A 25,236-nucleotide genomic window follows, 5' to 3' on the forward strand; every position below is an offset into this window, starting at 1 on the left:
CCCATGCGTGAACTGGTAGTCCTCGGCACCGCCTCGCAGGTTCCCACGCGGACCCGCAATCACAACGGATACCTGCTTCGCTGGGACGGCGAGGGCCTGCTTTTTGATCCCGGTGAAGGCACCCAGCGGCAGATGATCCACGCCGGTGTCTCAGCCAGCCAGGTTACGCGAATCTGCCTCACGCACGTTCACGGGGACCACTGCTACGGGCTTCCCGGTGTGCTGTCGCGCATGGTCCTCGACGGAGTGCAGCACCCGGTGCACCTGCATTTCCCGGCCGCCGGCGCGGAGGTGGTCGGCGCCCTCGTGTCCTTGGCCTCCCCCGGCCTGGACCTGCGGCTCCACCCACACTCCGGCCCGGGGCAGGTCGGACCGGGCCTGGAGGTGCGGCCGCTGCGGCATCGCATCGACACTTTCGGCTATCGGCTGGCCGAGCCGGACGGGCGCACCATCCTCCCTGATCGGCTCGCAAGGTCAGGGATCACCGGGCCGGATATCGCACGGCTGCAGCTCGAGGGAAAGATGGGCGGCGTCCGGCTGGAGGACGTCAGCGTTCCGCGGCCCGGCCAGAGCTTCGCCTTCGTCATGGATACAGCGGAGTGCGACGGCGCCGAAGAGCTGGCCGACGCGGCAGACCTCCTGGTGGCCGAGTCCACGTTCAGCAACGACGACGCCGGGCTGGCCGCGCAGTACCTGCACCTCACGGCCGGGCAGGCCGGCGCGCTGGCGTCCGGCGCCGGAGCCGGGACGCTTGTCCTCACGCATTTTTCGTCGCGTTACAGCGATGTAAACCTCCTGGCTGAGCAGGCCGGTGCCCGCGCCGGCCGGGCCGCCGTCGTGGCTGCGACGGACCTGGACAGGATCCCGATGCCCCGGCGGCAGCGCGACGCCCTGCTGGCAGGCGCCGTCCCGCCGTCGTCAATAGATGAAGATGTCGATCCAGTCGCGGTTGTGGGCGTGAAGCAGGACCAGGAACAGGACGAAGTCGAAGAGCAGGTGGACGGCCACGATGTAGGACAGTGACTTCGTCCGCGTGAAAATGAACGCCTGGAGCAGGGCGAAGGGGAAGATGAACACCGGCGCCCAGGCGTGGAACCCCAGTTCCCACAGGAACGAGGTGAACAGGACGGCCTGCAGCACGTTTGCCTGTGCCAGGGGCAGGTGCCGCCGCAGGAGCACAAAGACCGTGCAGATGAAGAACAGCTCGTCCCAGATGCCCAGCACGTTCGTGCCCAGGAAGAGGCGGAAGATCCCTTCGGGATCAGAAACCGCGGGCCAGTTCCCGTAGACCCCGGTGTTGACCATGTATGCCGGAAGCAGCGCGTAGCCCATGACGACGACGGCGGCCAGGTACCATTTTTCCGTGCGTGTCCAGGGGTGACCGGTCATCACGGGGAACCTGACCGCGTGATCCTTGAACACGAACCGCGAAACGAAATAGGGAATTCCCACCGCGAGGATCATCGCCGTCCCCATGACGGCCATGTGCTCGGTGCTGATGTCAGTGGTGATCGGAACAAGGCTGATTGCCACGAGGCCGGCAGTGATCAGGGCCAGGTCGCGCAGGAGTGCCCTGTCGATGAATCCAGCCAGTACAAGCGCCAAGGCCAGAAGGCCATACCCGGCGATCCTTTGCTCCAGGACGAAAAGGACGAAGCCGGAGGCCGACACCAGCGTCGAGGGAAGCAGCCGCAGGGAGATGCCGTTGCGGGTGCCGATTCCGGCTGCGAGCGCACCATTAGACATAGTTACCGAACCAGGCCAGGGTATCGTTCCAGGCAGCGGTGGCCTGCGTCTCGTTGTACCGGTCGCCAGTGTCGTTGTGGAAGGCATGGTTGACGCCGGGATACACCTTGAGCTCGTGGCGGACGTCAGTGCCTGCCAGGGCGTCCCGGAAAGCGGGCAACGCGCCGGTGATCCGCTCGTCGAGTTCAGCGTAAACTCCCAGGACCGCGGGCTTGATCGCGGAAAGTTTGTCCAGATCCGGGGAAGGTCCGTAAAACGCCGACGTTGCCTTCAGCCCGGTCAGCTGCGTTGCCGCCTGCCAGGTGATGCCTCCGCCGAAGCAGTAGCCCGTCATGGCAATTCGCCCGGAATCGACGAAGGACTGCGAGTTCAGGTAATCGAAGGCTGCCGAGAAGTCAGCGACGTGCCGCGATGTGCCGGCCTGCGTCAGCGCTCCGGGGACGGCGTCCCGGTCCAGGCTTTCCGTTCCTCCCTCCCTGCTCAACAGGTCGACTGCCAGGGCCGCGTAGCCGGCCTTGGCGAAGCGGCGCGCCACGTCCTGGATATGCGGAGTCAACCCGCGGTTCTCGTGGCAGATCAGCACGGCTGGACCCGCTTCGTCCCCGTCCGGCCGGGCAAGGTAGGCAGTGACGTCGGTACCGCCCGATCGGAACCGCACCGTCTCAGTCACCAGGCCGGCCGCGCCCTCGGGAACTGAAAGCGGGCTCTTGGCACCAGGCAGTGCGCCGGCGGATGCGGTGCCGGTGCCCGGCGAAGGCGACGTGGGCGTCGGCATCGGGTCGGTGCTGCGCGGCAGTTCCTGGGGCGTGCAGCCAACCAGTGCCATCGCGGCCGCGGCGGTGGCCATGCTGCCGGTAATGAACGCCACCCGGCGCGTGAACGTGTGTTGGCTCATGGCACCGGCACGGTAGTCGTCGAAGAATTCCTCGATCAGGTACTTCTCAAACTTGCCAAGCTGGGTCATGGAGGGCCTCCTACCGTTTACCAACATCCTCCCCTGCCCGTCCGGCACGCGGCAAGGGGTCCGGCGCCGGCTACTAGAACGGGTTCAGCAGCCGGTCCACGAACTGCCGCGTGCGCTCCTCCCGCGGGTCACGCAGGACGGTATCCGGATGTCCGCGTTCCACCACGACGCCGCCGTCCATGAAGATGACCTCGTCTGCGACCTGGCGGGCGAAGGCAAGCTCATGGGTGACCACCACCATGGTCCAGCCTTCGTCGGCCAGCTCCTTGATGACGGTGAGGACGTCTCCCACCAGTTCAGGGTCCAGTGCCGAGGTGGGCTCGTCAAAGAGCAGGAGCTGCGGGCGCAATGCCAGAGCGCGAACGATGCCCACGCGCTGCTGCTGCCCGCCGGAGAGCTCGAACGGGTAGCTCTTCTCCTTGGCAGCCAGCCCGACCCGGGCCAGAAGCTCCCTTGCCTCAGCGATGGCCTCGGCCTTGGGGCGCCTCTGCACCTGCACGGGGCCCTCGATGATGTTCTCCAGGACCGTTTTGTGCGGGAAGAGGTTGTAATGCTGGAAGACCATGGCGCTCCGGTCCCGCAAGGCAGCCAGCTGCTTCTTGGACACCGCGGCGGAAAAGTCGACGGCGAGCTGCCCGACAAAGTCCACAACGCCGTCGTCGGGTATTTCGAGTCCGTTGAGGCACCGCAGGACCGTCGTTTTTCCCGACCCCGACGGCCCGATCAGGGCGACGACTTCGCCGCGGCGGACGTCGATGTCGACGGATTTCAGCACTTCATGATGACCGAAGGCCTTGCGCAGCCCCCTGACGGCCAGGAGTGCGGAGCCCTGGGTCACCGACGCAATGTGTGCGGATTCAGTGGGCGACATAGCGGTCCAATCTCTTCTCGAGGGCGGATTGACCGCCGGCAAGGACCAGGCAGACCACCCAGTAGATGACGGCTGCCTCCAGGTACAGCAGCATGAACTCCTGGCTGAAGGCGGCAACCTGCTGCGCCTGGCGGAACAGCTCGGTGACCAGGATCAGCGATGCCAGCGACGTGTCTTTGACCAGGCTGATGAAGGTGTTGGAAAGGGGCGGGACCGAGACGCGGGCCGCCTGCGGCAGGATGATCCGCACCAGCGACTGGCGGCGGGACATGCCGATGGTGTGTCCGGCCTCCCACTGTCCCTTGGGAACGGACAGGATGGCCGCCCTGATGACCTCGGCCGCGTATCCGCCCACGTTGAGGGAGAAGGCGATGATCGCGCTGGGCCAGGGGCTGATGGTGACGCCGATCGATGGAAGCCCATAGAAAATAACGAACAGCTGGACAAGCAGCGGTGTGCCGCGGATGACCGAGATGTACATCCGCGCAATGGCGGAAAAAACCGGATTCCGGCTCAGCCGCATGAGCGCAATCAGCAGGGCCAGCAGCAGTCCCAGGCCGAACGACGCGAGGGCCAGCGGAATCGTGCCCGTGACAGCACCCATCAGGATGGGGCCAAGTGAGCTCCAGACGAGGTCCCAGTTGATGGTCATGCTCTGACGCTGCGTTCTCCGCGGGCCTCCATACCGCTACTTCGAAACGTCGGCGTCGAAGTATTTCTGCGAAATCTTTGTCAGTGTGCCGTCGGCCTGCAGCTCGCCGAGGGCAGTGTTCACAGCCTCTGTCAGGCTGGTTGAACCCTTGCGGAACGCGAACGCGCTGAGCGACTTGTCAGTGGTCTCGGCCGCTATTTTGATTTCGTCGTCCTTCGCGGTCTTTTGGTAGTCCAGGTAGGTCAGTTTGTCGTTGATCGTGGCGTCGACGCGGCCCTGCTTCAGCAGTGTCACGGCCTGCGCCCATCCCTCCACCGCCTCCACATTGGCGCCGCTTTCCTGGGCCAGCTTGTACCAGTTGCTCGTCAGGGATTGCGCGGTGGTCTTGCCTTTGAGGCTATCGAAGGAGCTGACGCTGCTGTCATCGGCCTTGGTGACGATGACGCCGGTGCTCACCGTGTACGGCTCCGAGAATTCGTACTTCGCCTTGCGTTCGTCCGTGATCGAGACCTGATTGGCTACGACGTCGAACCTTTTGGCCTCAAGGCCGGCAAAGATGGCGTCGAACTGTGTCTCTTGGAAGGACGGTTTTACGCCGAGCTTCTCAGCGACGGCCGTGATGATCTCGACGTCGTAGCCGGTCAGGTCGCCGCTGCCGTCGGCATGGAACGAGAAGGGCTTGTAGGTGCCTTCCGTGCCGATCTTGAGCTCGCCCGCGCTCTTGACGTCGCTCAGCGACGTGTCCGCGCCGCCCGCCGGCGAGGTGCCGGACGGGGTGGTGGAGCCGGAGCCGCAGCCGGCGAGGGCGAGTGCAGCTGCGGCAAGGAGGCCGATTGCGGAAAGACGTGTGCGCTTCATCATGAACCTTCGTCCTGTAGCCGGAAGAGGCTTGCCAGCCGTACCGCAGGCCGGCAGTCCACTACCGACGATAGCAAGATCTTCCTGCGGGGAATACAGGATGCCGGCCGCCGCGCCGGCTCGCTAGGATGCGATCATGGGAAAGCACGGAAAGCGGGCCAGCGCCTTCAAGGCCTCGTTGGCAGCGGCCGGATACGACGTTCTGGAAACGCCACGCGAGCATGGGGTGACGGCGGCCACCACGAAGCAGCTCTCCGATGAAGTCCGTGCCTCCCTCGTGGACGTCTACCGCGCACTGGGTGGTGTCAGGGACGATGCTGAGTTCACGGCCGGGGTGTGGGACTTTGCGTGTCGGGACGGGTTATTCATCGAGTTTGACGAGGCGCTTCACTTCAACCGCTACCGGCCAGTGACGCTTCAAACGGCGTGGTCATCAGAACTTCCCTGGGCGCAGGACTACGACAGCTACAGCGGGTTCATGGAAGTGATGTGTCTCAAGGACGGGAAGTCCGGCGGAAGGTGGGCAGGCCCGTCGTCGGACTCCATGTTTGGCGGCTCGGACGCTCCGGGAGTGTTCGGCGACAAGGGCTCATCGCGGTGGAAGCAGCGCGCGCTCTATGATGCCGTGCGCGATGCGTACGCCTGCTCCACCCCGGGAGTAAGCCTTGCCCGCGTCGCGATCCACGACGAGATTGGCGGCCTTAGCGTCGATTGGGCCACCAGCCACGGGCTCCCGCTGGACCCTGTGGCACTGCGGGAATTCATCGAATCGCGCACCGCCTAAGGCTCCCCTCGCGCCAGTTGCCGAATTGATCAATTCCTCAACTTACTCCCCGGTAAGGGTTATGCCTGCCGACGTCAGCGGCTAGCCTGTCATAGAGGCCGGGGGGAGGTCCCCGGCCTGACGCTACAGAGGACCAGCGCAAATGCCAAGCACAGTGACCTTTTCGGTGACAACCATGCCCAGGAGCGGCTCAGAAGGCAGCTTCCGGGAAATCGTCCGCAATCTGCGGACGGACGAACTCGAGGACTGCTTCCTGACGGTCTTCCACGTCGGGGACTCCTACGCCCTGCTCAGCGGTGAAGCCATCCACAGCGCGCACACCGCCACCAATGATGCGCTCCGCGCCTACCTCCTCCGCCGCCTCGCGGGCAACGGCCTCGGCCTCGACTTTGACGTGCGCATCGACCGGGATTCGGAAGCCGCCCGTTCCCGCTCATAACCCCGCCCGGTAGATGAGCCAGGCCGCGCGTTAAGCTCGTCGTATGTCCCCCGAACGCATGGCTCCCGAACGCTACCTCGCCGCGCTGGCCGGCTCACTCGACAGCCTCAGCGCGCTCGCCCGCCAGTCCGACGACGTGCTGTCCCGTTCGGTTCCGGCCTGCCCCGGTTGGACACTCGAGCAACTGTTCGGGCATGTCGGTTCAATTGAACGCTGGGCAGCCGCAGTGGTTCTGGGCGGGAAATACGTCGAGGAGCCGGCACCTCCCACCTCGGGTGCCGCGGAGTGGTTTCTCGAGGGCACGGCTCCCTTCTTCGAAATAATGGCGGCTCTCGATCCCGATGGGCCCTGCTGGAACTTTGGACCGCCGCCACGCACAGCCGGTTTCTGGCTTCGGCGCCAGGCACACGAACATGCCATCCACCTCGTCGACGCCAGCCAGGCGTCCGGTCAGGCGGCCCCGGACCTGGGAGCGGACTTCATGCTCGACGGCGTCGATGAGGTCCTGGCCATGTTTACTCCGCGCCAGCTGCGGCTGGAGCGGATGCAGCCGCCGGAGAAGGCCGTCTCATTCCACGTGCCCGGGGCCGGCAACTTGTCCGCCGGCAACTGGACGGTGGGCCCGGGAGATGCCGCGGCATCGGTCACCGCGACGGTGACCGACATGTACCTTGGCCTGTGGGGGCGGTCGAACCTCGAAGGCACGGCCGACATCGATGGTGACGCCGCCTTGGCCCTTCGCGTTCTCCGCGGGCCGATGACGCCGTGAGCCGGCGCGCTAGGCGAGGCTGGGGGCGGGGGGCCTGCCGAGCCAATGAAGCTTGTTCCGTGTGTCCCCTTATTGTCAGGGGTCACTGAAAGACTTTGTCTATGGACGGCAACCAGGAAGCACCGGCACGGATGGCTTTGCCAAGACGCGCAGCTGACGCGGCTGCTGGAATCCGGGATCTTATCGCCGCCCTTGAATCAATGGTTCCGGATGCCACCAGTGCCGGGATGATCGAACAGCTTCGCGGACTGGAGAACCTGAAGTCTGCCTCAGCCGGCTTTCAGGCCCGGGTTGCTGTGGCTTTTGATGGCCAAGAGCGTCGTACCCAAGCAGAGCATGGAGTGTCCGTGTCCGAGCTAGGCCAGGGCATCGCTGCTCAAATTGCCCTGGCCCGGCGTGAGTCCCCCGCCCGCGGCAGCCGGCTCCTTGGCCTGGCGAAGGCCCTGGTGACGGAGATGCCGCACACAATGGCCGCGCTCGAAACGGGACAGCTAAGCGAGTGGCGCACAACGTTGTTAGTCAAGGAAACGGCGTGCCTGAGTGCCGCGGACCGCTGCGCCGTCGACGAAGAGCTCGCCGCAGATGCCGGCACATTCACCGGCGCCGGAGACCGGAGCGTCGTCGCTGCTGCCCGGGCCGCTTGCTACCGCAGGGATCCCCGGTCCGTGACCCAGCGGGCCAGCAAAGCCGCAACCGAGCGGCACGTCAGTCTCCGCCCTGCCCCGGACACGATGGCTTATCTGACAGCCCTCCTCCCGGTAGCCGAAGGCGTGGCCGTGCACGCAGCGCTGAGTCGGCATGCCGACACAGTTCGCTCTGACGGTGACCCGCGTTCCCGCGGGCAGATCATGGCCGATGCCCTCGTTGAACGGACCACAGGTACCGCCGGCGGCGTTTCCGGTGTTGAGATCCAGCTCATCATGACCGACCGAACACTCTTTCAGGGTGACAGTGAACCGGCCCGTCTGCCCGGTTACGGCGTCGTGCCTGGCGGTTGGGCCCGGGGTATCGTCAGTCGGGTACAAGACCGCCACCCAATCGGTCGAGTTGACGTCGCCACCGAATCCGGCAGGGATCCCCGCGATATCTGGCTTCGTCGGCTGTATACGGCGCCCGGAACCGGCGACCTGGTGGCCATGGACTCGCGGGCACGGCTTTTCCCAGTAAAGCACCGCAGATTTATCCAAATCCGCGACGAAACTTGCCGTACGCCGTACTGCGACGCCCCCATCCGCCATCATGACCACATCGTCGCTTGGCATAACGGTGGAAACACGAACCTGGGGAACTCCGCCGGACTCTGCGAAGCATGCAATCAGACGAAGGAAATTTCCGGCTGGAACGCAATGCCGCGGCCGGGTCCCCGGCATCCCATAGAGTTCAGCACGCCCACCGGCCACAGCTACTACTCAACGGCTCCCCCGTTGCCAGGAACAGCGCCGCGGTCTCAAGGCCCCGGGTCCCGGCGCGCAGCATAGGTAGGTCCGCCGCAAACCCCTGTGCGCCGCAGCCCGTGCGGGACTACGATTTTGCCTGCTAACCACGCACAGTGGCCAGCACAGACGGTGCAGACGCAGAGTGAGGACAGGGCTGTGACTCAAGGGACGAGGATGAGCGGACCGCACTGGCGGCGAGTGGTGGCAGCCCTTGCCAACAACGACGCGCGGACCGCCTACGCGCAGATAGTGCTCGGCGCAAAGCTTCCCGACGTGGTTGCTGATCTGAATGACCGCCGGCGAACCCGGGCCATCGCCACCCTGCTTGAGTCCGGGCTCGTCGAACGGAATGCTTCCGACGAGCTGGCGGCTTCTGAAGCCATCTTCCGCGACCTACTCACACAACAGCCCCGTCGGCAGGCGCAGACCGGAGTGGCTCGGTTCATGCGCCTGGGCAGGATCGAAAGGTATCCGGCCAACATGGCGGAACGTCGTGAGCTCCTGGCCTGGATCGTCAGCCAAGCCATCGAGCCGGGCGAAGACCTAACGGAGAAGCAGGTCAACGAACGGCTCCTCAGTTACACCGACGATGTCGTGCTGCTGCGCCGCTACATAATCGACTTCGGGCTCCTGGAACGGACCACCTCGGGCTCCTCCTACCGGCTATCGGAAGAATCAGCCGGTTCCCCTGAATAGTTCCATGACCGCTGGTGCACCTCCGTTGCACCACCGCTGAACCAAGCCACACGAACCCATCGCGCGCCGGAAGGGCATGATAGGCGTATGACTCAAATCACCTCAGCCGAGGAATCCGCCTTGGCAAGGGCACATAGTGATCTCCAAGAGGCCGGCGTCCGTACCGTGATCGGCACGGTGGTGAATGCTTCGGGAATCACGCTGGCTAAGAGCGTCCCGTTGGCCCGGCTCGGAATCTTCAACCAATCGGGGATGGGCGCTGCCCCCGTGTGGCACGTCTTCACCATCGACGGCGGGATAGCATTCACGGACACCATCACCCCCGTAGGTGATATGCGCCTCAAAATCGACATCACAGGAGTCCGTGTTTTGCAAGGACGCCGGGCGTGGGCACCGGCCAGCCTCTTCGAACAAGACGGAGCCGCCTCTCCGGCCTGCGCCCGCGGCCTTCTCTCCGACGTCGACGGCCGTCTGGGCACGGCCGGATACAAGGCACTCGTCGGCCACGAACTTGAATTCTTCCTCACGTCCCCGGACGGTTCAGCGCTGGAAACCACGCCCTGGGTTCCCTATGGGGCAACGGGCCTTCTGGATCGATCGGATTTCCTCGATGACCTGCTTGCCGCGATGAACCAGGCCGGCATTCCTCTGGAGCAGATCCACGCCGAGTACGGCAGAAATCAGTTCGAGTTTTCCCTTCCCCCTGCCTCGCCCGTTGAAGCAGCGGACACTGCGGTCGTTGCCAGGATCATTGTTGGCATCGTCGCCAGGGCCCACGGCATGCAGGCCTCGTTTTCCCCCACGCCCTTTCCCGGCACCGTCGGAAACGGTGCCCACCAGCATCTTTCGCTGCAAAAGAACGGCCAGCCGCTTTTTTCCGCCGGCACTGGACCACACGGCATCTCCGGCGAGGGAGGAGCAGCCATCGGAGGCATAATCGCAGGACTCCCCGACATCCAGGGTTTCCTCACAGGGTCAATTTTGTCCGGAAGCCGGCTGGCACCCGGCACGTGGTCGGGCGCCTACTTATGCTGGGGTCTGGAAAACCGGGAAGCGTCAGTGCGCTTTCTGAACGAGGGCAAGAGCAATCCGCACGGAGCCAACGTCGAGGTGAAAATCATCGACCCGTCGGCAAACGTGTACTTGGCCTCCGCAGCCATCCTGGCACTCGCCCTTGACGGCATCCGCAGCGGGCGCAAGCTTCCGGCAGAGATCCCGGGTGACCCGGGACGGCTCTCCGCAGAGGAACGGCACCGGGCCGACGTCCGTCTGCTTTCCGACTCCCCCACCGCCATCATCGACACACTGGACAAGTCACGCCTGGCACGGGGGCTTCTTGGAGATGCCATCGTCGATGCCACTGTGGCCGTCCGGCGCTATGAACAGCGGGCCTTCGCGGAACTCGCGCCGGATGAGCTTGCCCAGCGCTTTCGGCTTGCCTGGTCGATCTAATGGCGGGCGGCGCCTTCCCGGACTTTGTAGAACAAGTCAGCCTGATCGATCACCACGTGCATGGTGCGTTTCACTCCGACAGTGATGAGGCTCGCTTTCAGAACGCGCTCAATGAGGGGAACAACGAACCGCTGGCCCACCCCGAGGACACCTACAACACGCAAATCGGGCTCGCCATCCGACGCTGGTGCAGCCCCATTCTTGATCTGCCACGGCACGCCTCACCGGCGGAATACTGGAGCCGGCGCTCCGAGCTCGGAGAACTTGAGGTCAGTCGGCGCATGACCCGCGCTGCCGGCGTGAGTGACTGGCTTATCGATACAGGACTCAAATCCGACGCCCACTTCGGCCCGGCCGGAATGGCCGCCGTCTCCGGTGGGCGAATCCACGAGATCGTTCGCCTGGAAGTGGTCGCAGAGTCGCTGATCCAGGAGATTGCCAATCCCGCAGATTATGTCGACGAGTTCGGTCAGCGGCTTCACGACCTCACCCGAGGCGCTGTGGGCGTCAAAACTGTCCTCGCCTACCGCGCAGGATTCGACCGGAATCTCAGCCGACCGGCCCCGGCTGCGGTCACTGAAGCCGCCCGCCGTTGGCAGGAGGACCTGCGCGCCGGCACCAATGCGAAGCTCACGGACGTGACGCTCATTGCCCACGGGATCCATACGGCGGTGTCGATGAAGCTTCCACTGCAGTTCCATGTCGGTTTCGGCGATCGCGACCTGGATCTCCACAAAACCAATCCCCTGTACCTCCTGGACTTTCTCAGGGCACCCGAAGTCCGGGACACTCCGATCATGCTGCTCCACTGCTATCCATTCGAGCGCGAGGCCGGCTATTTGGCCCATGCCTTTGAAAACGTCTATCTCGATGTGGGCCTTGCCGTGAACTTCACCGGGTCACGGAGCCCGGACCTGGTGGCCCGATCCCTCGAGCTGGCCCCCTTCACGAAAATCCTCTACTCCTCCGACGCATTCGGCCCAGCCGAACTTCACTACCTCGGAGCGAGACTATGGCGCAACGCGATCACCAAAGTAGTCGGCGGATGGATCGACGACGACTGTTCAGAGGCCGACGCCCGCAAGATTGTGCAACTGACCGCACACGACAACGCCCGCCGGGTGTACACGCTCACCTGAGCCGCCGACCGGAAGTCCCGTCCCGAGTTTCGGCGGGGGCGGGCACGCCTGCGACCATTCCTGCCCACAGCAGCTCGGTTGTCGCGAAGGTCAAGTCGTCCACGGATGCTCCATCGAGGAGGTTGCCCGCTGCCAGCAGTGCCGCTCCATGAAGACTGACGAAGCATACAAGCGCGAGACTCTCGACGTCGCCCGAGGCCAACTCCCCTGCATCCTGGGCCTCCGCGATGAGTGCCCTTGCGATCCGTATGCCGTCTTCGCCGATGTTCCGCAGTTCATCGCTGGCATCAGGATGATGCTTGGTTGAGTGCATTACGGTCAAAAGGACCGGATGGGAGACCGCGAAGTCCACGTAGGCCTGGGCGATCCGGACAAAACGTGCACGATGGTCTCCATCAGCTTCAGATGCTGCCGTTATCCGGGCGTTCATGCTACGGAAGCCGTCAAGGGCAAGGCCATCGAGAAGCGCCTGTTTGTCACGGAAGTGCTTTCCCGGCGCCGCGTGGCTAACCCCCAGGTCACGTGCGAGTTGCCGTAGCGAAAGTCCTTCCACCCCCACGCCTTCGATAATTTCCGTGGCGCGGGCGAGCAACGCCTCGCGGAGTTTGCCGTGGTGATAGGGCAGATCGGTCATGCGACCAGTATAACCAGTATGTAGTCGTTGACAACAATGGTGTCACTGCCTACTATGTTGCCATTGGCTACATAAACAGCCGCGAGGCGGAACGGATTCGATATGACCATGACCTACACCGGAACCACGGCACTGATCACAGGAGCGAGCTCCGGGCTCGGTTCCGAGTTTGCGGCACGATTTGCAGCGCGCGGGGCCAACCTTGTGCTGACCGCACGGCGGACCGAGAGGCTCGAGGAAGTCGCCCGGAAGCTGCGCGACGCCCACGGCATTTCAGTAACGACGCTCTCCAAGGACCTGAGCCGTCCGGGAGCCGGAGCCGAGATCCACGAAGAGCTCACGGACCGGGGCATCCGCATCGACACCCTCATCAACAACGCGGGTTTCGGCACTCGCAGCCCGTTGGTCGAGGAGGACCCTACGGTCATCGCCTCCGAGATTTCCCTGAACGTGGCTGCGCTCGTCGACACCACGCGGGCATTCCTCCCGGAGATGCTCTCCACGGGAAAGGGCGCACTCATCAACGTGGCCAGCACTGCAGCATTTCAGCCGGTGCCTGGAATGGCGGTCTACGGAGCAAGCAAGGCCTTCGTCCTGAGCTTCACGGAAGCGTTGGCACACGAGACGAAGGACTCGGGCCTCCGGGTGTTCGCGCTCTGCCCGGGAGCCACCCGTACTGAATTCTTCGATGTACTCGGGAGCCAGGCGGCAGCGGTCGGCCGGCTGCAGAGCGCCAGCGAGGTCATCGACACTGCCCTGCGCGCTCTTGATCGCCCCACTACACCCGTAAGCGTCGTCTCCGGCTGGGGAAACCGGGTGCTTGCCGGGATGGCCCAGCGCCTTCCCCGACACCTGTCCCTCGCCATCGCCGGACGAGCGGTACAGGACTGAAGATTGGAGGGGCGGCTCCGGTCCGGGGGCTGGATGACTTGCGCCCGGACGCCTTCGTGCCGCAATGTGTCTGATCGACCTTTTGGGTGCTAAACAGAGCTGGCCCCGCACGACGTACCGTGCAGGGCCAGCTTTGGCATGGAAGGAGACTAGAAGTCCCAGTCATCATCCTCGGTGTTGACAGCCTTGCCGATGACGTACGACGAACCCGAGCCCGAGAAGAAGTCGTGGTTCTCGTCAGCATTCGGGGACAGCGCCGACAGGATGGCCGGGTTCACGTCGGTGACGGAGGCCGGGAACATGGCTTCGTAGCCCAGGTTCATGAGCGCCTTATTGGCGTTGTAGTGCAGGAACTTCTTGACGTCCTCGGCCAGGCCAACGGAGTCGTAGAGGTCGTGCGTGTACTGGACTTCATTCTCGTAGAGCTCGAAGAGCAGTTCGAAGGTGTAGTCCTTGATCTCCTGGCGCTTCTCCTCGGAGACCTTCTCCAGTCCCTTCTGGAACTTGTAGCCGATGTAGTAGCCGTGCACAGCTTCGTCACGAATGATCAGGCGGATCAGGTCGGCCGTGTTCGTCAGCTTGGCCCGTGAGGACCAATACATCGGCAGGTAGAAGCCGGAGTAGAACAGGAAGCTCTCCAGCAGCGTGGAGGCCACCTTGCGCTTCAGGGGATCGTCGCCCTGGTAGTAGTCCATGACGATCTGGGCCTTCTTCTGAAGGTTCTCGTTCTCGGTGGACCAGCGGAATGCCTCGTCGATCTCCTTGGTGGAGGCCAGTGTGGAGAAGATCGAGGAGTAGCTCTTCGCGTGCACGGACTCCATGAAGGCGATGTTCGTGTAGACGGCCTCCTCATGCGGGGTGAGGGCGTCCGGAATCAAGGAAACTGCGCCGACCGTGCCCTGGATGGTGTCCAGGAGGGTCAGGCCCGTGAAGACGCGCATGGTGAGCTGCTGCTCGTCCGGGGTCAGCGTTGCCCACGACTGAACGTCGTTGGACAGCGGCACTTTCTCCGGCAGCCAGAAGTTGTTGACCAGGCGGTTCCAGACATCCACGTCCTTGTCGTCCTGGATGCGGTTCCAGTTGATCGCCTCGACGTGGCTAAGCAGCTTGACCTTTTCGGTCATGTCATCCCCTAAAAAGTTGGGTTCTTGTTTACGTTAAGCCTACGACGGGGAATCGCCACCCGCCGCCGTACTCATGCCTTCTGCGACTGTTTTTGGGACCGGAGCCCGAGTTCACCAATCATGCTGGCCTGCTCTAGCCCCGGTCCTCCTCTAATTCAGTGATCCTAGTGGTAAGACCGCAAGCAGGGTTCGGGCCCGCCGCAGGTCATACATCCATCGTCAGAATTCTCGTCGCCGTCCGCCTTGCGGCGTTCCGAACGAGGATCCTGACAAGAGTCGTAGCTCATCGAACCAGACTCCTTTCGGTGGAGCTAATGCCGTATCTAGTGGCGTGATCACGTCCTACGGGTCCACCCGCCATCTGGCTGATGGCGTCTCCGAAATCGTGCTACAGTCTCTGTATTCATTAGCTAGAAACTTTGCACCGGACCTTTGTCCGACTGCGGAGTCAGAATTATTTAGGGCCGGATGCTCCAACATCCGGCCCTATTTCTGTTTCCCAGCCGAAGCCATTTGGAGTGACGACGGCGGGCGGGCGCCCGCCGTCGTACTCAACCGGTGGCGGTTGCTACAGCATGCAGCTGACGCAGCCCTCAACCTCGGTCCCTTCCAGCGCGAGCTGGCGGAGACGGATGTAGTAGATGGTCTTGATGCCCTTTTTCCAGGCGTAGATCTGGGCCTTGTTGATGTCGCGCGTGGTGGCGGTGTCCTTGAAGAACAGCGTCAGGGACAGGCCCTGGTCCACGTGCTGGGTGGCTGCGGCGTAGGTGTCGATGACCTTCTCGTAGCCGATCTCGTACGCGTCCTGGTAGTACTCCAGGTTGTCGTTCGTCAGGTACGGCGCCGGGTAGTACACGCGGCCCAGCTTGCCTTCCTTGCGGATTTCGATCTTGGACGCCACCGGGTGAATCGAGGAGGTGGAGTTGTTGATGTAGCTGATCGAGCCCGTCGGCGGAACGGCCTGCAGGTTCTGGTTGTAGATGCCGTGCTCCATGACGGAAGCCTTCAGCTCGCGCCAGTCATCCTGTGTGGGGATGTGGATGTTCTTGAACAGCTCCGCTACCTTCGCGGTCTGCGGCACCCATTCCTGCTCCGTGTACTTGTCGAAGAACTCGCCCGACGCATACTTGGACTTCTCGAACCCGCCGAAGGTCTGACCCGTCTGGATAGCCAGCAGGTTGGAGGCGCGGACCGCGTGGAACACCACCGAGTAGAAGTAGATGTTGGTGAAGTCCAGGCCCTCTTCGGAACCGTAGTGGACCCGCTCGCGGGCCAGGTACCCGTGCAGGTTCATCTGGCCCAGGCCGATGGCGTGGCTCTGGTCGTTGCCCTTCGCGATGGACGGTACCGAAGTGATGTTGGACATGTCGGACACGGCCGAGAGTGAACGGATGGCCGTCTCGATGGTCAGCCCGAAGTCCGGCGAATCCATGGTCTTCGCGATGTTCAGCGAGCCCAGGTTGCAGGAGATGTCCTTTCCGGTCTCGTCGTAGGAGAGGTCATCGTGGTACGTCGTGGGCTGCGAAACCTGGAGGATCTCCGAGCACAGGTTGGACATGATGATCTTGCCGTCGATCGGGTTGGCCCGGTTCACGGTGTCCTCGAACATGATGTACGGGTAGCCGGATTCGAACTGGATCTCGGCGAGAGTCTGGAAGAACTCGCGCGCCTTGATCTTGGTCTTCTTGATCCGGGAGTCGTCCACCATCTCGTAGTACTTCTCGGTGACCGAGACGTCGGAGAACGGCATGCCGTAGACGCGTTCGACGTCGTACGGGGAGAACAGGTACATGTCCTCGTCGCGCTTGGCCAGCTCGAAGGTGATGTCCGGGATCACGACGCCGAGTGAAAGGGTCTTGATGCGGATCTTCTCGTCCGCGTTTTCCCGCTTGGTGTCCAGGAACCGGTAGATGTCCGGGTGGTGGGCGTGCAGGTACACGGCGCCGGCACCCTGGCGGGCACCGAGCTGGTTGGCGTAGGAGAAGCTGTCCTCGAGGAGCTTCATCACGGGGATGACGCCGGAGGACTGGTTTTCGATCTGCTTGATCGGGGCACCGACTTCGCGGATGTTGGTGAGCGCGAACGCCACGCCGCCGCCGCGCTTGGACAGCTGCAGGGCGGAGTTGATGGAGCGGCCGATCGACTCCATGTTGTCTTCGATGCGGAGCAGGAAGCAGGAGACCAGCTCGCCGCGCTGGCGCTTGCCGGCGTTCAGGAACGTGGGCGTGGCCGGCTGGAAGCGGCCCTCGATGATCTCGTCCACCATCTGCAGGGCGAGCTGCTCGTCGCCGCGGGCCAGGTGCAGCGCCACCATGCAGACGCGGTCCTCGTAGCGCTCCAGGAAGCGCTTGCCGTCAAACGTCTTGAGCGTGTAGGACGTGTAGAACTTGAAGGCACCCAGGAAGGTTTCGAAGCGGAACTTCTTCTTGTATGCGCGGTTGTAGAGCTCGCGGATGAAGTTCATCGTGTACTGGTCGAGGGTCTCGCGCTCGTAGTACTGGTTCTTCACGAGGTAGTCGAGCTTCTCTTCCAGGTCGTGGAAGAACACGGTGTTGTTGTTAACGTGCTGCAGGAAGTACTGGTGCGCGGCCTCGCGGTCCGCCTCGAACTGGATCTCGCCGTTCGGTCCATACAGGTTCAGCATGGCGTTCAGCTCGTGGTAACCCAGGCCCTTGTAGGCAGCAGGCAGCGGGGGCTTCTCTGCGGCGGGCATGGTTACTTCTGTGTCTGAGACAGTAGTGTCCAAAACTTGTCCAATCCTTGATTTACCAGGCGGACGTCGTCAGGCGTCCCCATGAGTTCGAAGCGGTAGAGGTGCGGTATCTGGCATTTGAAGGCGATGATGTCGCCGGCCATGCAGAAGTTGTCCCCAAAATTTGTGTTTCCTGCGCCGATCACCCCGCGGATCAGTTTTCTGTTCTGCGGGTTGTTGAGGAACCGGATCACCTGTTTCGGCACTGAGCCTTCGCCGCCGGTCCCGCCGTAGGTGGGAACCACCAGGACGAAGGGCGCAGTGGCGACAAGCTCAGTTTCACGCTGATGCAGGGGAATCCGGGCTGCGTCCCGGCCGAGCTTCTCAATGAAGCGCCGGGTGTTCTCGGATGCCGAGGAAAAATAGATGAGTTGGCTTTGGGTCGTGTTGACGGCCTGAGCTCCAAGGGGAGCATCGGCCAATGCCAGTGCTGCCACGGGAGTCACCTCGCCTGTGTTGTTGGTGGGAAGATTGCCCTACGCCACGGAGGAGGCGGCAGCCAGTGCCAGTTCCTCGATCTTGTCCGGACGGAATCCGGACCAGTGGTCCTGTTCGGTGACCACAACGGGAGCCTGCATGTAGCCCAGGGCCTTGAGGCGCTCGAGTGCATCCGCATCCTGCGAGATGTCGACGCTCTGGTAGGTGATGCCCTTCTTGTCCAGTGCACGGTAGGTTGCGTTGCACTGAACACAGGCCGGCTTCGTGTAAACCGTTACGGTCATGGTCCCTGTCCCCTTTGTTGAAGTCATTGCTCTTCGTTTTCCGCGAGCCCTGCCGAACTGGAATCCATGTCCGAATACTGGTCTCGCCGGTGGCTGCCCAGGCAGCCTATATGCATGTTGTTGTCTGACGCAGATGCCCCGGTCAATCTGTATGTCGATACTACATGTAGTGCAAGCGCCTCGAACGAACCCCAAGATGATGTATTACAAGTATGTCATTTAATGCACCGTTAATCCACAGGCCATGGGTTGAAAAATGTCCGTGTTTCTGCTGTTTTCGCGGACGAAATCCACACCCTGTGGAGTACTTAGCCACATTTAATCCCCTGCGTGTCGTGTGGTGGACGGCGTGTCGCGGCGGTGCCGAATGCGTGTCGCGGGGCACACGGAAGGGGCCCTGAACGCTTCTTCAGGGCCCCTGATGTGATGAAGGGAACTAGATTGCGCGGACCTACGGTCGCGGGCTGGCGGGGGCACAGTCGGCAGCACGCCTGGACGCTGCGTGGTCCAGGACAATCTGCTGGACGTCCAGGTATCCCGTCTCGAAGCCGGCCCGGCAATAGCACAGGTAGAAGAGCCACATCCGTTGGAAGACCGCGTCGAAGCCCATGGCCGCCACCTCCTCGGCGCGGGACATGAACCGCTCCTCCCACAGGCGCAGGGTCTGTGCGTAGTGGTCGCCCATGGCCAGGCGTTCGCGGACACGGAGCCCGGTCTGCTTCTCGGTGATCTCCTCGATGGCCCGGACGGACGGGATGACACCGCCGGGGAAGATGTACTTATGCACCCAGGTGTAGCTTGTCCGGGTGGCGATCAGCCGGTCGTGGGCGATGGTGATGGCCTGGATGGCCACCTTGCCGCCGGGGGCAAGGACGCGCTCAATCGTCTGGAAGTACGTGGCCCAGTACTCGTAGCCGACGGCCTCGATCATTTCGACCGACACGACGGCGTCGTACTCGCCTTCCACTGCCCGGTAGTCCTTGAGCTCGATGGTGACGGAGTCCGCGTAGCCGGCCTGCGCCACGCGCTGGCGGGCGAGTTCCTGCTGTTCGCTGGACAACGTGACGGAGTAGACGGTGGCGCCGCGTGCAGCCGCCCGAAGGGCGAGTTCGCCCCAGCCGGTGCCGATTTCCAGGACCCGCGTCCCTTGCCCGACGCCGGCTTTGTCCAGCAGCCGGTCGATCTTCGCCTGCTGCGCGGCGGCGAAGCCGTCCCAGGCAACCGTTCGCAGGGCGTCGCCGCTTTCCGGAAAGAGTGCGCTGGAGTACGTCATGGTGCTGTCCAGGAAAGAGGCAAACAGCTCATTGGAGAGGTCATAGTGCCGGGAGATGTTCGAGCGGGTGTTCTGTTCGGTGTTGCGTTCCCGGCGGGGCTGGCGTGGGAGGTAGAGCGCCCGCAGTTTCTGCAGCGGCTCCGGCACGAGCGTCCCGACGCGCGCTGCGAAGACCTCCATGACCGCGGTGAGGTCGTCGGCGTCCCAGTCTCCTGCCATGTAGGACTCCCCCAGACCGATCAGTCCGCCGTCGCCAAGCCGGGCAGCAAAGGCCTCCGGGCGGTTCATGGTCATGACCGGGTAGGTCTGGCCGGGCACGGCTGCCCTGCCAAGGACTGTCCCGTCCGGGTAGCGGACTTCGAGCGGAAGCCTCCGCACAGCGGCTTTGAAGATGGCATCGGCGGCCCGGCCGGCCACCAGCACCTTGAGGCTCGTGGGTACCGTGGCGATGCTCGGCCACACTTCCGCGTCGATAACGGCAGGCGGTTGGGGAACGGTATAGGGAAGAGTGCTGTCGGGGGCGAGGCCGGTCCGGGCCTTGGTGAAACCCTGGTTCGCAGGCTGTCCTGCGGCGGATCCGGTCGTTTCGGTCATGGTCACTGAACTGCCTCCTGTGAGGGGTGGTGTGGTCGTTTGATGAGGGGCAGCCGGCGCGCCCAAAGCTTGATGCCCTGCCACCGGATCTGCGCCGAGACGCGCAGCGGTGCCAGCGGAACGGCGAGCGCGGCGGCGAGGATGTTCGGAACGGAAGCCTCACGGCGTTCGCCGTCAACGGTGGCAATGAAAGGCTTGTGCCCTTCGCGCTCCAGCACGATGGAAACTGCGAGCCGTTCCCCCGGTTCCGGCAGTTTCATCCGGTACTGGCCTTCGACGTCGTTGAACGGCGACACATAGAACGCCTTCGGAACACTGGCCCGGCCGGCGTCGTCCGTTTCAAGCAGGTAGCAGTGCCGCTCACCGTAGGTGTTGTGCACTTCGGCGACGACGCAGCGCAGGTTCCCTGCAGTGTCGTGGCACCAGAACAGGCTGAGGGGGTTGAAGACGTGGCCCAACACCCGTGCACTGGCCAGCATGGTGATCCTGCCGCCGTCGGGTTCTATCCCCCGGGTTCGCAGGAACCGTTCCACGTTGCCCCGGAACGAGCCTTCCGGGTCCCCAAGGTGGTCCGAGACGCGGAAATCCGCCAGCGGCCGGAGCGGCCAGGGCACTGACGGGAGACGGTCGACGTCGACGTACCAGCTGTAGCTGCGGTACGTGAACGCATTGTGCAGTGGCGTGCGGCGGACGTGGGCGATGGAGGTGCGGTAGATGGCCGCCCGGGTAGTCATCAGGCTCCCTCCGCGGCGGCACCCTCAAGTGGTGCCGCCGCGGCCGGCTGCTCCCAGCTACGTCCGAGCCGGGCTGCAGCTTTGACTCCGGAGAGTGCGCCGTCCTCGTGGAAACCCCAGCCGTGGTAGGCGCCGGCGAAGGCCAGGCGCCCGTCCCCCAGGGCCAGGATCTGCTGCTGGGCCCGCAGCGACTCGGGCGTGTATTGCGGATGCTCGTAAACCATCCGGTCCAGGACGGTCGCGTCGGCGATGAGCTCGGACTCCCCCAGGCTCACGATGTAGCGTCCGCCGTCGGCAGGGGCGAGCCGCTGCAGGCGCGTCATGTCGTAGCTGACCAGGACCTTATCCGGCCGGGCGTCGCAGGACGGCAGCCGGTAGTTCCAGGACGCCTTGGCATTGCCGCTGGACGGCAGGACAGCCTCGTCGCGGTGGAACACAGTCTGGTTGACGGAGTAGGGCATGTTCCCCAGCGCGTCTCTCTCAGCCGCGGAGGCGTCGGCGAGCATCTGCAGCGCCTGCCCGGGATGGGTGGCGATCACGAGGGCGTCGAAGCTCTCCCGGCCGTGCGGGGTGGTCACGTCGACCCCCTCCGCATGGCGGCGAACGGAGGTGACCGGCGTGGCGAGCCGGACGTCCGGGAGCGTGGCGGCCAACTTATCCACGTAGGCACGCGACCCGCCGGTCACGGTCCGCCACTGCGGCGAGCCCGTAACACCCAGAAGGCCGTGGTGGGCGAGGAAGGTAAACAGGTAGCGTGCCGGGTAAGCCAGCGCGGTGGCGGGATCGCAGGACCACACCGCGCTGACCACGGGGGTCATGAAGTGCGAAACGAAATAGCGGCTGAATTTCTCCCGGGCCAGGAAATCTGCCAGCGTCATGCCGTCCGCACCGGCACCCGTGCTGCTGCCTGCGGCTGATTGTTCCTTGGCCAGCAGGGCGCGGGCGCGGCGATGGAACCGAGTCACTTCCAGCAGCATCAGCAGGTATCGTCCGCGCAGCAGGGTGGAGGGCCGGGGAATGATGCCCCGGCCCTTGGCACGGGCACCGGCATATTCCAGTCCGCATCCGTCGCAGCGGACGGACATGCTCATCTCGGAGTCCTGCGTCTCAACGCCCAGCTCAGCGAAGAGCCGCAGCAGAGTGGGGTAGGTGCGTTCGTTGTGCACGATGAAGCCTGTGTCCACGCTGAGGTCCGGGCCGTCCGACTGCTTCACGTCGTGGGTGTGGGCATGTCCGCCCAGCCGGGAGTCCCCCTCGAATAGAGTCACGCTGTCCCGCTGGTTCAGGACATAGGCCGCGGTCAGTCCCGCCACGCCGCTGCCAATGACGGCTACCCGCCGGCCGTCCGGAATCGTTGCTGCATGCGACACTGATCTGCTCCTGTTGGCTCGGCCTGCATCATCCTGATGGATCGTCTTATGTTCAATTCGTCACCGATGGGCTCCCGGATGAGTACTAATTCCGGCCGGGTGCTTTAACGCGGTTCTCCGCCACGGACACGGCCCCGGGACGGCGGGTTCCGGGGCCTCCGGGCGGGTATGCCACAATGAAGCGGGATTTCCGAAGGCGAAGGGCAACAATTGATCAACCCTGTTCATTTGCGGACGCTGGTGGAGGTCACCCGGCTGGGCTCATTTGCAGCGGCGGCCAGCCGGCTCGGCTACACGGCCTCCGCCGTCTCCCAGCAGATGTCAGCGCTGGAGCGCGATACCGGTGTGGATCTCTTCCAGCGCTCGGCCCGGAGCATCCACCCCACCGAAGCCGCCCTGGTGATGACCAGGCATGCCGCCAAGGTCCTGACGGACATCGAGGCCCTCATGGCGGCGGCGTCCAGGACCCACGATGCCACCAGCCAGGAGCTTAGGCTGGGCATCTTTCCCAGCCTGGCCACCTACGTCCTGCCGCTGATCCTGCGGAACCCTGCATGGAAGAAGCTCGGCATCGACCTCCGGGTCTCCGTGGCCGAGCCGGCGCAGACAATCCAGGGCCTGCGCACCGGGGGCGAGTTGGATGTTGCCCTGGTCTACCAGGTGGGCCAGTCCGGGCTCGCGTGGCCCCACACCGTGAACCGCCAGTGGATCGGCGACGACAACTTCCGCGTGGTGCTGCCCGCGGCCTGGGGTTTCCGCGCCGAGGCCAAGGTGGCGGCGGATCATCTGTCGGATATGCCGTGGATAGTCCATCACCCGGGCACCAGCGACGCGACGGTGATTGAGCGGCTGTTCGCCAGCTGCAATCTGCACCCGAGGGTCGTTGCCTACAGCGATGACTTCCATGCCAGCCTTGAAATGACCGCCGCTGGGCTCGGCGCCGCGCTGGTTCCCGAACTTGCCCTGCTGCACCGGCCTGCGGGGGTGGTGGTCCTTGACGTTCCGGAGATCAGGCTGGCCAGGAACGTCTTCGCCCTGCTGATCAATGACAAGCAGACTGCCAGGGTCCAGCTGTTCGTCGAACTCCTGGCCGATACCCTGCACAGCCTGGGCGCCAGCCGATAGGATTAGCGGCCCCGGGAGCGGACGGCTAGGGACAGGAGCGCGGTCACCAGCTTGTCCTTAGCCATGCCGTACGGCGGATAGGCCAGCCCAATGGTGTCCGGCCACATCGGTTTGTCAAGGGTGGCCCGCTCGTGGGAGAACGTCCGCACGGAATGTTCGCCGTGGTAGGCCCCCATGCCGCTTGCGCCGACCCCGCCGAACGGGAGCCCCGGGACAGCGGCGTGCGCCGCCGGCGCCCCGAAAGCCAGGGCACCGGAGGACGTCTTCTCCGTAAAGGATCCGCGGACGTTGTCATCGCCGCTGAATACATAGACGGCGAGGGGCTTGGGACCGGCATTGATCATGCTGATGGCCTCGTCCCTTCCGGTGACGGGTACCAGCGGGAGCAGCGGGCCGAAGATTTCCTCGCCGAGGACCGCATCGCCGGGCCGGGGGCGCAGCAGCGTCGGCGCAAAATACCGGCTGGCCCGGTCCCGCTGGCCGCCGTGGACCACCGTACTTCCGTCAGCCAGTTCCGCCAGCCGGTCGAAGTGCCGGTGGTCAACGATCCGGCCATAGGAGCCGCTGGCCGACGGGTCCGTCCCGAACATTGAGGTGATGGTCTGGACCAGCTGCGGTTCGAGGGCGTCCAGCACCTCGGGCGTGGCCAGCACATGGTCAGGCGCTACGCACGTCTGCCCGGCGTTCACGAACCGGCCCCAGGCGATTCGCCTGGCGGTGGTCGCCAGGTCAGTGGTGCCGTCGACATAGGCCGGGCACCGGCCTCCCAGTTCCAGGGTTACCGGCGTCAGGTGTTCGGCCGCCGCCCGCATGACCGCGCGGGCGGCGTTTTGCCCGCCGGTGAAGAAAATGTGGTCGAAACGTTCCGCGAGCAGGGCCGTGGTTTCCGGGATGCCTCCGGCCACCACCTCGGCGGCGCCACCCAGGTACTCGGGCACCCAGCGGGCCAGGGCGGCGGATGTGGCCGGGGCATGCTCGCTCGGTTTGAGGACCACGGTGTTGCCCGCGGCAAGGGCTCCCGCCAGCGGCGCGAGGGTCAGCTGGACCGGGTAGTTCCAGGGGCCGATGACCAGCACAACTCCGAGCGGAGTCAGCTCGGTCCATGCCTTGGCCGGCTGCACGGCGACCGGCACATCGACCCGGCGGGGCCGCAGCCAGGCGGCCAGGTGGCGCTCGAGGTGGGCGGCTTCGGCGGTGACGTAGCCGATTTCGGTCAGCTGCGATTCGCTCCGGTGCTTGCCCAGGTCGCTGCGCAGCGCGACGGCAAAATCCTCACCGCGGTCAGTCAGCATCCTGCGCAGATTCCGCAGCTGTTCCAGGCGCCAGGCCAGCGGACGGGTGGTCCCGCCGTCGAAAAGCTGGCGGGATCTGGCGACGGCGGCGGCAGCGGTGTGCATCCGATCAATGTACCCGCGCGGGGACCCCGCCCGGGGACTGTCCCAGATAAAAAATCCCCGATGCTGGAATGCTCCGCTTTTCGGGTCTATGTTGAAGATATGAACAAGGTACTCAGCCGGCACTTTGGAGAGATCGAGCTCAACCACGGCCGGGACCATAACATCGCCGCCAAACATGAGCTGGCCGGCCAGCCGGTTGAGCTGGACCTGAACATCAACGCGCATGACCACTTCGACGAGGCGGCGATGCACAAGGTGGACTACCGGCTGCGGTACCTGCCCGAGCTGGTGGACCAGGTGCGGGACATGATCGCCGAGGAGCTGGACCAGGAAGGCACCAGCCCGCAGGAGTACCGCCACTTCCACTGCAATGCCATCAAGGACGAGCACCTCAGGAAGGTGTTCGGCGTGGAGGACAGGAGCCAGCTGACCAACGCCGTGTTCCTGAAGGCCCTGAAACTTGGCCATGTGGGCATCTACCCCGGCCAGCCGGAACGCTACTTTGTCCTCGACTTCACGCTGGGCGAACACTTCACCGACGAAGTGCTGGTTGCGTCCGCTGACGAGGACGGCGTGGTGGACGACGAAATCGTCTGGGAGTCCTGAATCCTGAATCGATTGCTCCGTAACGGCCCTTTTGACCGCTGAAAAGGGCGCCTACGGAGCACTCGATGGAAAAGTACGACGGCGGGCGGGGGACCAAGGGTTGAGCCCCCCCCCCGGTGGGGGTGGGGTTTTGTATTTGGGGGGAGGGCCCCGCGGCGCCGGCCCCCCCGGGGGGGGCGGGCGGCGGGGGCGGGGCGGCACTAAACGC

General features: G+C 64.2%; 25 protein-coding genes. 11 read left to right on the top strand and 14 right to left on the bottom strand.

The window, feature by feature from the left end:
- The first annotated feature begins 3 nt into the window (after positions 1 to 3).
- Positions 4 to 1,023, top strand: a complete 1,020-nt coding sequence (locus J2805_RS08015; protein WP_309974765.1) for a ribonuclease Z — start codon at positions 4 to 6, stop codon at positions 1,021 to 1,023.
- Here J2805_RS08015 and J2805_RS08020 read toward each other — a convergent pair.
- The 5 genes from J2805_RS08020 to J2805_RS08040 all read right to left on the bottom strand — a co-directional run bounded on the left by J2805_RS08020 (position 919) and on the right by J2805_RS08040 (position 5,091).
- Entirely contained in the window at positions 919 to 1,746 is an 828-nt protein-coding gene (locus J2805_RS08020; RefSeq protein WP_309974768.1) for a CPBP family intramembrane glutamic endopeptidase, read from the bottom strand. The two genes, J2805_RS08015 and J2805_RS08020, sit on opposite strands and share 105 nt — an antisense overlap.
- Positions 1,739 to 2,710 (bottom strand): dienelactone hydrolase family protein, encoded by a 972-nt coding sequence (locus tag J2805_RS08025; protein ID WP_309974771.1) that lies wholly within the window; start codon positions 2,708 to 2,710, stop codon positions 1,739 to 1,741. Before J2805_RS08025 ends, J2805_RS08020 begins: the two co-directional genes overlap by 8 nt.
- A 73-nt stretch (positions 2,711 to 2,783) precedes the next feature.
- Positions 2,784 to 3,581 carry an amino acid ABC transporter ATP-binding protein gene (locus tag J2805_RS08030; protein ID WP_309974774.1) on the bottom strand — a complete coding sequence of 266 codons (798 nt, stop codon included), beginning with the start codon at positions 3,579 to 3,581 and terminating at the stop codon, positions 2,784 to 2,786.
- Positions 3,568 to 4,233: an amino acid ABC transporter permease gene (locus J2805_RS08035; protein WP_309974777.1), complete on the bottom strand. Its 666-nt coding sequence runs from the start codon at positions 4,231 to 4,233 to the stop codon at positions 3,568 to 3,570. The genes J2805_RS08030 and J2805_RS08035 overlap by 14 nt, the downstream gene beginning before the upstream one ends.
- Positions 4,234 to 4,269: 36 nt before the next feature.
- Positions 4,270 to 5,091 (bottom strand): amino acid ABC transporter substrate-binding protein, encoded by an 822-nt coding sequence (locus J2805_RS08040; RefSeq protein ID WP_309974898.1) that lies wholly within the window; start codon positions 5,089 to 5,091, stop codon positions 4,270 to 4,272.
- A gap of 136 nt (positions 5,092 to 5,227) precedes the next feature.
- Here J2805_RS08040 and J2805_RS08045 point away from each other — a divergent pair, with 136 nt between their 5' ends.
- From J2805_RS08045 to J2805_RS08075, 7 genes are all read left to right on the top strand, one after another.
- Positions 5,228 to 5,875, top strand: coding sequence for a DUF7255 family protein (locus tag J2805_RS08045; protein WP_309974779.1), 648 nt, complete (start codon positions 5,228 to 5,230; stop codon positions 5,873 to 5,875).
- A gap of 142 nt (positions 5,876 to 6,017) precedes the next feature.
- Positions 6,018 to 6,314, top strand: a complete 297-nt coding sequence (locus J2805_RS08050) for a hypothetical protein (protein WP_309974781.1) — start codon at positions 6,018 to 6,020, stop codon at positions 6,312 to 6,314.
- 43 nt (positions 6,315 to 6,357) lie between these two features.
- Positions 6,358 to 7,083, top strand: coding sequence for a maleylpyruvate isomerase family mycothiol-dependent enzyme (locus J2805_RS08055; RefSeq protein WP_309974784.1), 726 nt, complete (start codon positions 6,358 to 6,360; stop codon positions 7,081 to 7,083).
- A 101-nt stretch (positions 7,084 to 7,184) separates the two neighbouring features.
- On the top strand, positions 7,185 to 8,561 hold the full coding sequence (locus tag J2805_RS08060) for an HNH endonuclease (protein WP_396134254.1): 1,377 nt from the start codon (positions 7,185 to 7,187) through the stop codon (positions 8,559 to 8,561).
- Between the two features lie 132 nt (positions 8,562 to 8,693).
- Positions 8,694 to 9,215 (top strand): DUF2087 domain-containing protein, encoded by a 522-nt coding sequence (locus J2805_RS08065; protein ID WP_309974787.1) that lies wholly within the window; start codon positions 8,694 to 8,696, stop codon positions 9,213 to 9,215.
- 87 nt (positions 9,216 to 9,302) lie between these two features.
- The gene (locus tag J2805_RS08070) at positions 9,303 to 10,667 is read left to right on the top strand and encodes a glutamine synthetase family protein (RefSeq protein ID WP_309974789.1); all 1,365 of its coding nucleotides are present in this window, start codon (positions 9,303 to 9,305) and stop codon (positions 10,665 to 10,667) included.
- Complete coding sequence (locus J2805_RS08075; protein WP_309974792.1) at positions 10,667 to 11,806, top strand: amidohydrolase family protein; 1,140 nt, start codon at positions 10,667 to 10,669, stop codon at positions 11,804 to 11,806. The genes J2805_RS08070 and J2805_RS08075 overlap by 1 nt, the downstream gene beginning before the upstream one ends.
- Here J2805_RS08075 and J2805_RS08080 read toward each other — a convergent pair.
- Positions 11,799 to 12,440 carry a TetR/AcrR family transcriptional regulator gene (locus J2805_RS08080; RefSeq protein ID WP_309974795.1) on the bottom strand — a complete coding sequence of 214 codons (642 nt, stop codon included), beginning with the start codon at positions 12,438 to 12,440 and terminating at the stop codon, positions 11,799 to 11,801. The genes J2805_RS08075 and J2805_RS08080 overlap by 8 nt on opposite strands.
- Before the next feature lie 102 nt (positions 12,441 to 12,542).
- On the opposite strand from J2805_RS08080, the gene J2805_RS08085 reads away from it, so the two are divergent.
- Positions 12,543 to 13,331 (top strand): SDR family NAD(P)-dependent oxidoreductase, encoded by a 789-nt coding sequence (locus tag J2805_RS08085; protein ID WP_309974797.1) that lies wholly within the window; start codon positions 12,543 to 12,545, stop codon positions 13,329 to 13,331.
- A 149-nt stretch (positions 13,332 to 13,480) separates the two neighbouring features.
- Here the strand turns inward: J2805_RS08085 and nrdF are convergent, their stop codons facing one another.
- The 7 genes from nrdF to J2805_RS08120 all read right to left on the bottom strand — a co-directional run bounded on the left by nrdF (position 13,481) and on the right by J2805_RS08120 (position 21,900).
- Complete coding sequence (gene nrdF, locus J2805_RS08090) at positions 13,481 to 14,455, bottom strand: class 1b ribonucleoside-diphosphate reductase subunit beta (protein ID WP_309974800.1); 975 nt, start codon at positions 14,453 to 14,455, stop codon at positions 13,481 to 13,483.
- Between the two features lie 568 nt (positions 14,456 to 15,023).
- Entirely contained in the window at positions 15,024 to 17,168 is a 2,145-nt protein-coding gene (nrdE, locus tag J2805_RS08095) for a class 1b ribonucleoside-diphosphate reductase subunit alpha (RefSeq protein ID WP_309974803.1), read from the bottom strand.
- Positions 17,169 to 17,170: 2 nt separating this feature from the next.
- Positions 17,171 to 17,644: a class Ib ribonucleoside-diphosphate reductase assembly flavoprotein NrdI gene (gene nrdI, locus J2805_RS08100; RefSeq protein ID WP_309974806.1), complete on the bottom strand. Its 474-nt coding sequence runs from the start codon at positions 17,642 to 17,644 to the stop codon at positions 17,171 to 17,173.
- A 39-nt stretch (positions 17,645 to 17,683) separates the two neighbouring features.
- The gene (gene nrdH, locus J2805_RS08105) at positions 17,684 to 17,929 is read right to left on the bottom strand and encodes a glutaredoxin-like protein NrdH (RefSeq protein ID WP_104173085.1); all 246 of its coding nucleotides are present in this window, start codon (positions 17,927 to 17,929) and stop codon (positions 17,684 to 17,686) included.
- A gap of 451 nt (positions 17,930 to 18,380) precedes the next feature.
- Positions 18,381 to 19,802: a class I SAM-dependent methyltransferase gene (locus tag J2805_RS08110; protein WP_396134255.1), complete on the bottom strand. Its 1,422-nt coding sequence runs from the start codon at positions 19,800 to 19,802 to the stop codon at positions 18,381 to 18,383.
- A complete protein-coding gene (locus tag J2805_RS08115) occupies positions 19,799 to 20,530 on the bottom strand; it encodes a DUF1365 domain-containing protein (RefSeq protein WP_309974812.1) in 732 nt (243 codons plus the stop codon). Before J2805_RS08115 ends, J2805_RS08110 begins: the two co-directional genes overlap by 4 nt.
- The gene (locus J2805_RS08120; RefSeq protein WP_309974815.1) at positions 20,530 to 21,900 is read right to left on the bottom strand and encodes an NAD(P)/FAD-dependent oxidoreductase; all 1,371 of its coding nucleotides are present in this window, start codon (positions 21,898 to 21,900) and stop codon (positions 20,530 to 20,532) included. Before J2805_RS08120 ends, J2805_RS08115 begins: the two co-directional genes overlap by 1 nt.
- A 210-nt stretch (positions 21,901 to 22,110) precedes the next feature.
- Here J2805_RS08120 and J2805_RS08125 point away from each other — a divergent pair, with 210 nt between their 5' ends.
- Entirely contained in the window at positions 22,111 to 23,025 is a 915-nt protein-coding gene (locus J2805_RS08125; protein ID WP_309974818.1) for a LysR family transcriptional regulator, read from the top strand.
- A gap of 2 nt (positions 23,026 to 23,027) precedes the next feature.
- Here the strand turns inward: J2805_RS08125 and J2805_RS08130 are convergent, their stop codons facing one another.
- Positions 23,028 to 24,422 (bottom strand): aldehyde dehydrogenase family protein, encoded by a 1,395-nt coding sequence (locus J2805_RS08130; protein WP_309974820.1) that lies wholly within the window; start codon positions 24,420 to 24,422, stop codon positions 23,028 to 23,030.
- Positions 24,423 to 24,521: 99 nt separating this feature from the next.
- Here J2805_RS08130 and J2805_RS08135 point away from each other — a divergent pair, with 99 nt between their 5' ends.
- Positions 24,522 to 25,028, top strand: coding sequence for a DUF2004 domain-containing protein (locus J2805_RS08135; RefSeq protein ID WP_309974822.1), 507 nt, complete (start codon positions 24,522 to 24,524; stop codon positions 25,026 to 25,028).
- Positions 25,029 to 25,236 lie beyond the last annotated feature (208 nt).

Origin of the sequence: Arthrobacter oryzae (assembly GCF_031454875.1) — a bacterium.
GTDB classification, from domain to species: domain Bacteria; phylum Actinomycetota; class Actinomycetes; order Actinomycetales; family Micrococcaceae; genus Arthrobacter; species Arthrobacter oryzae_D.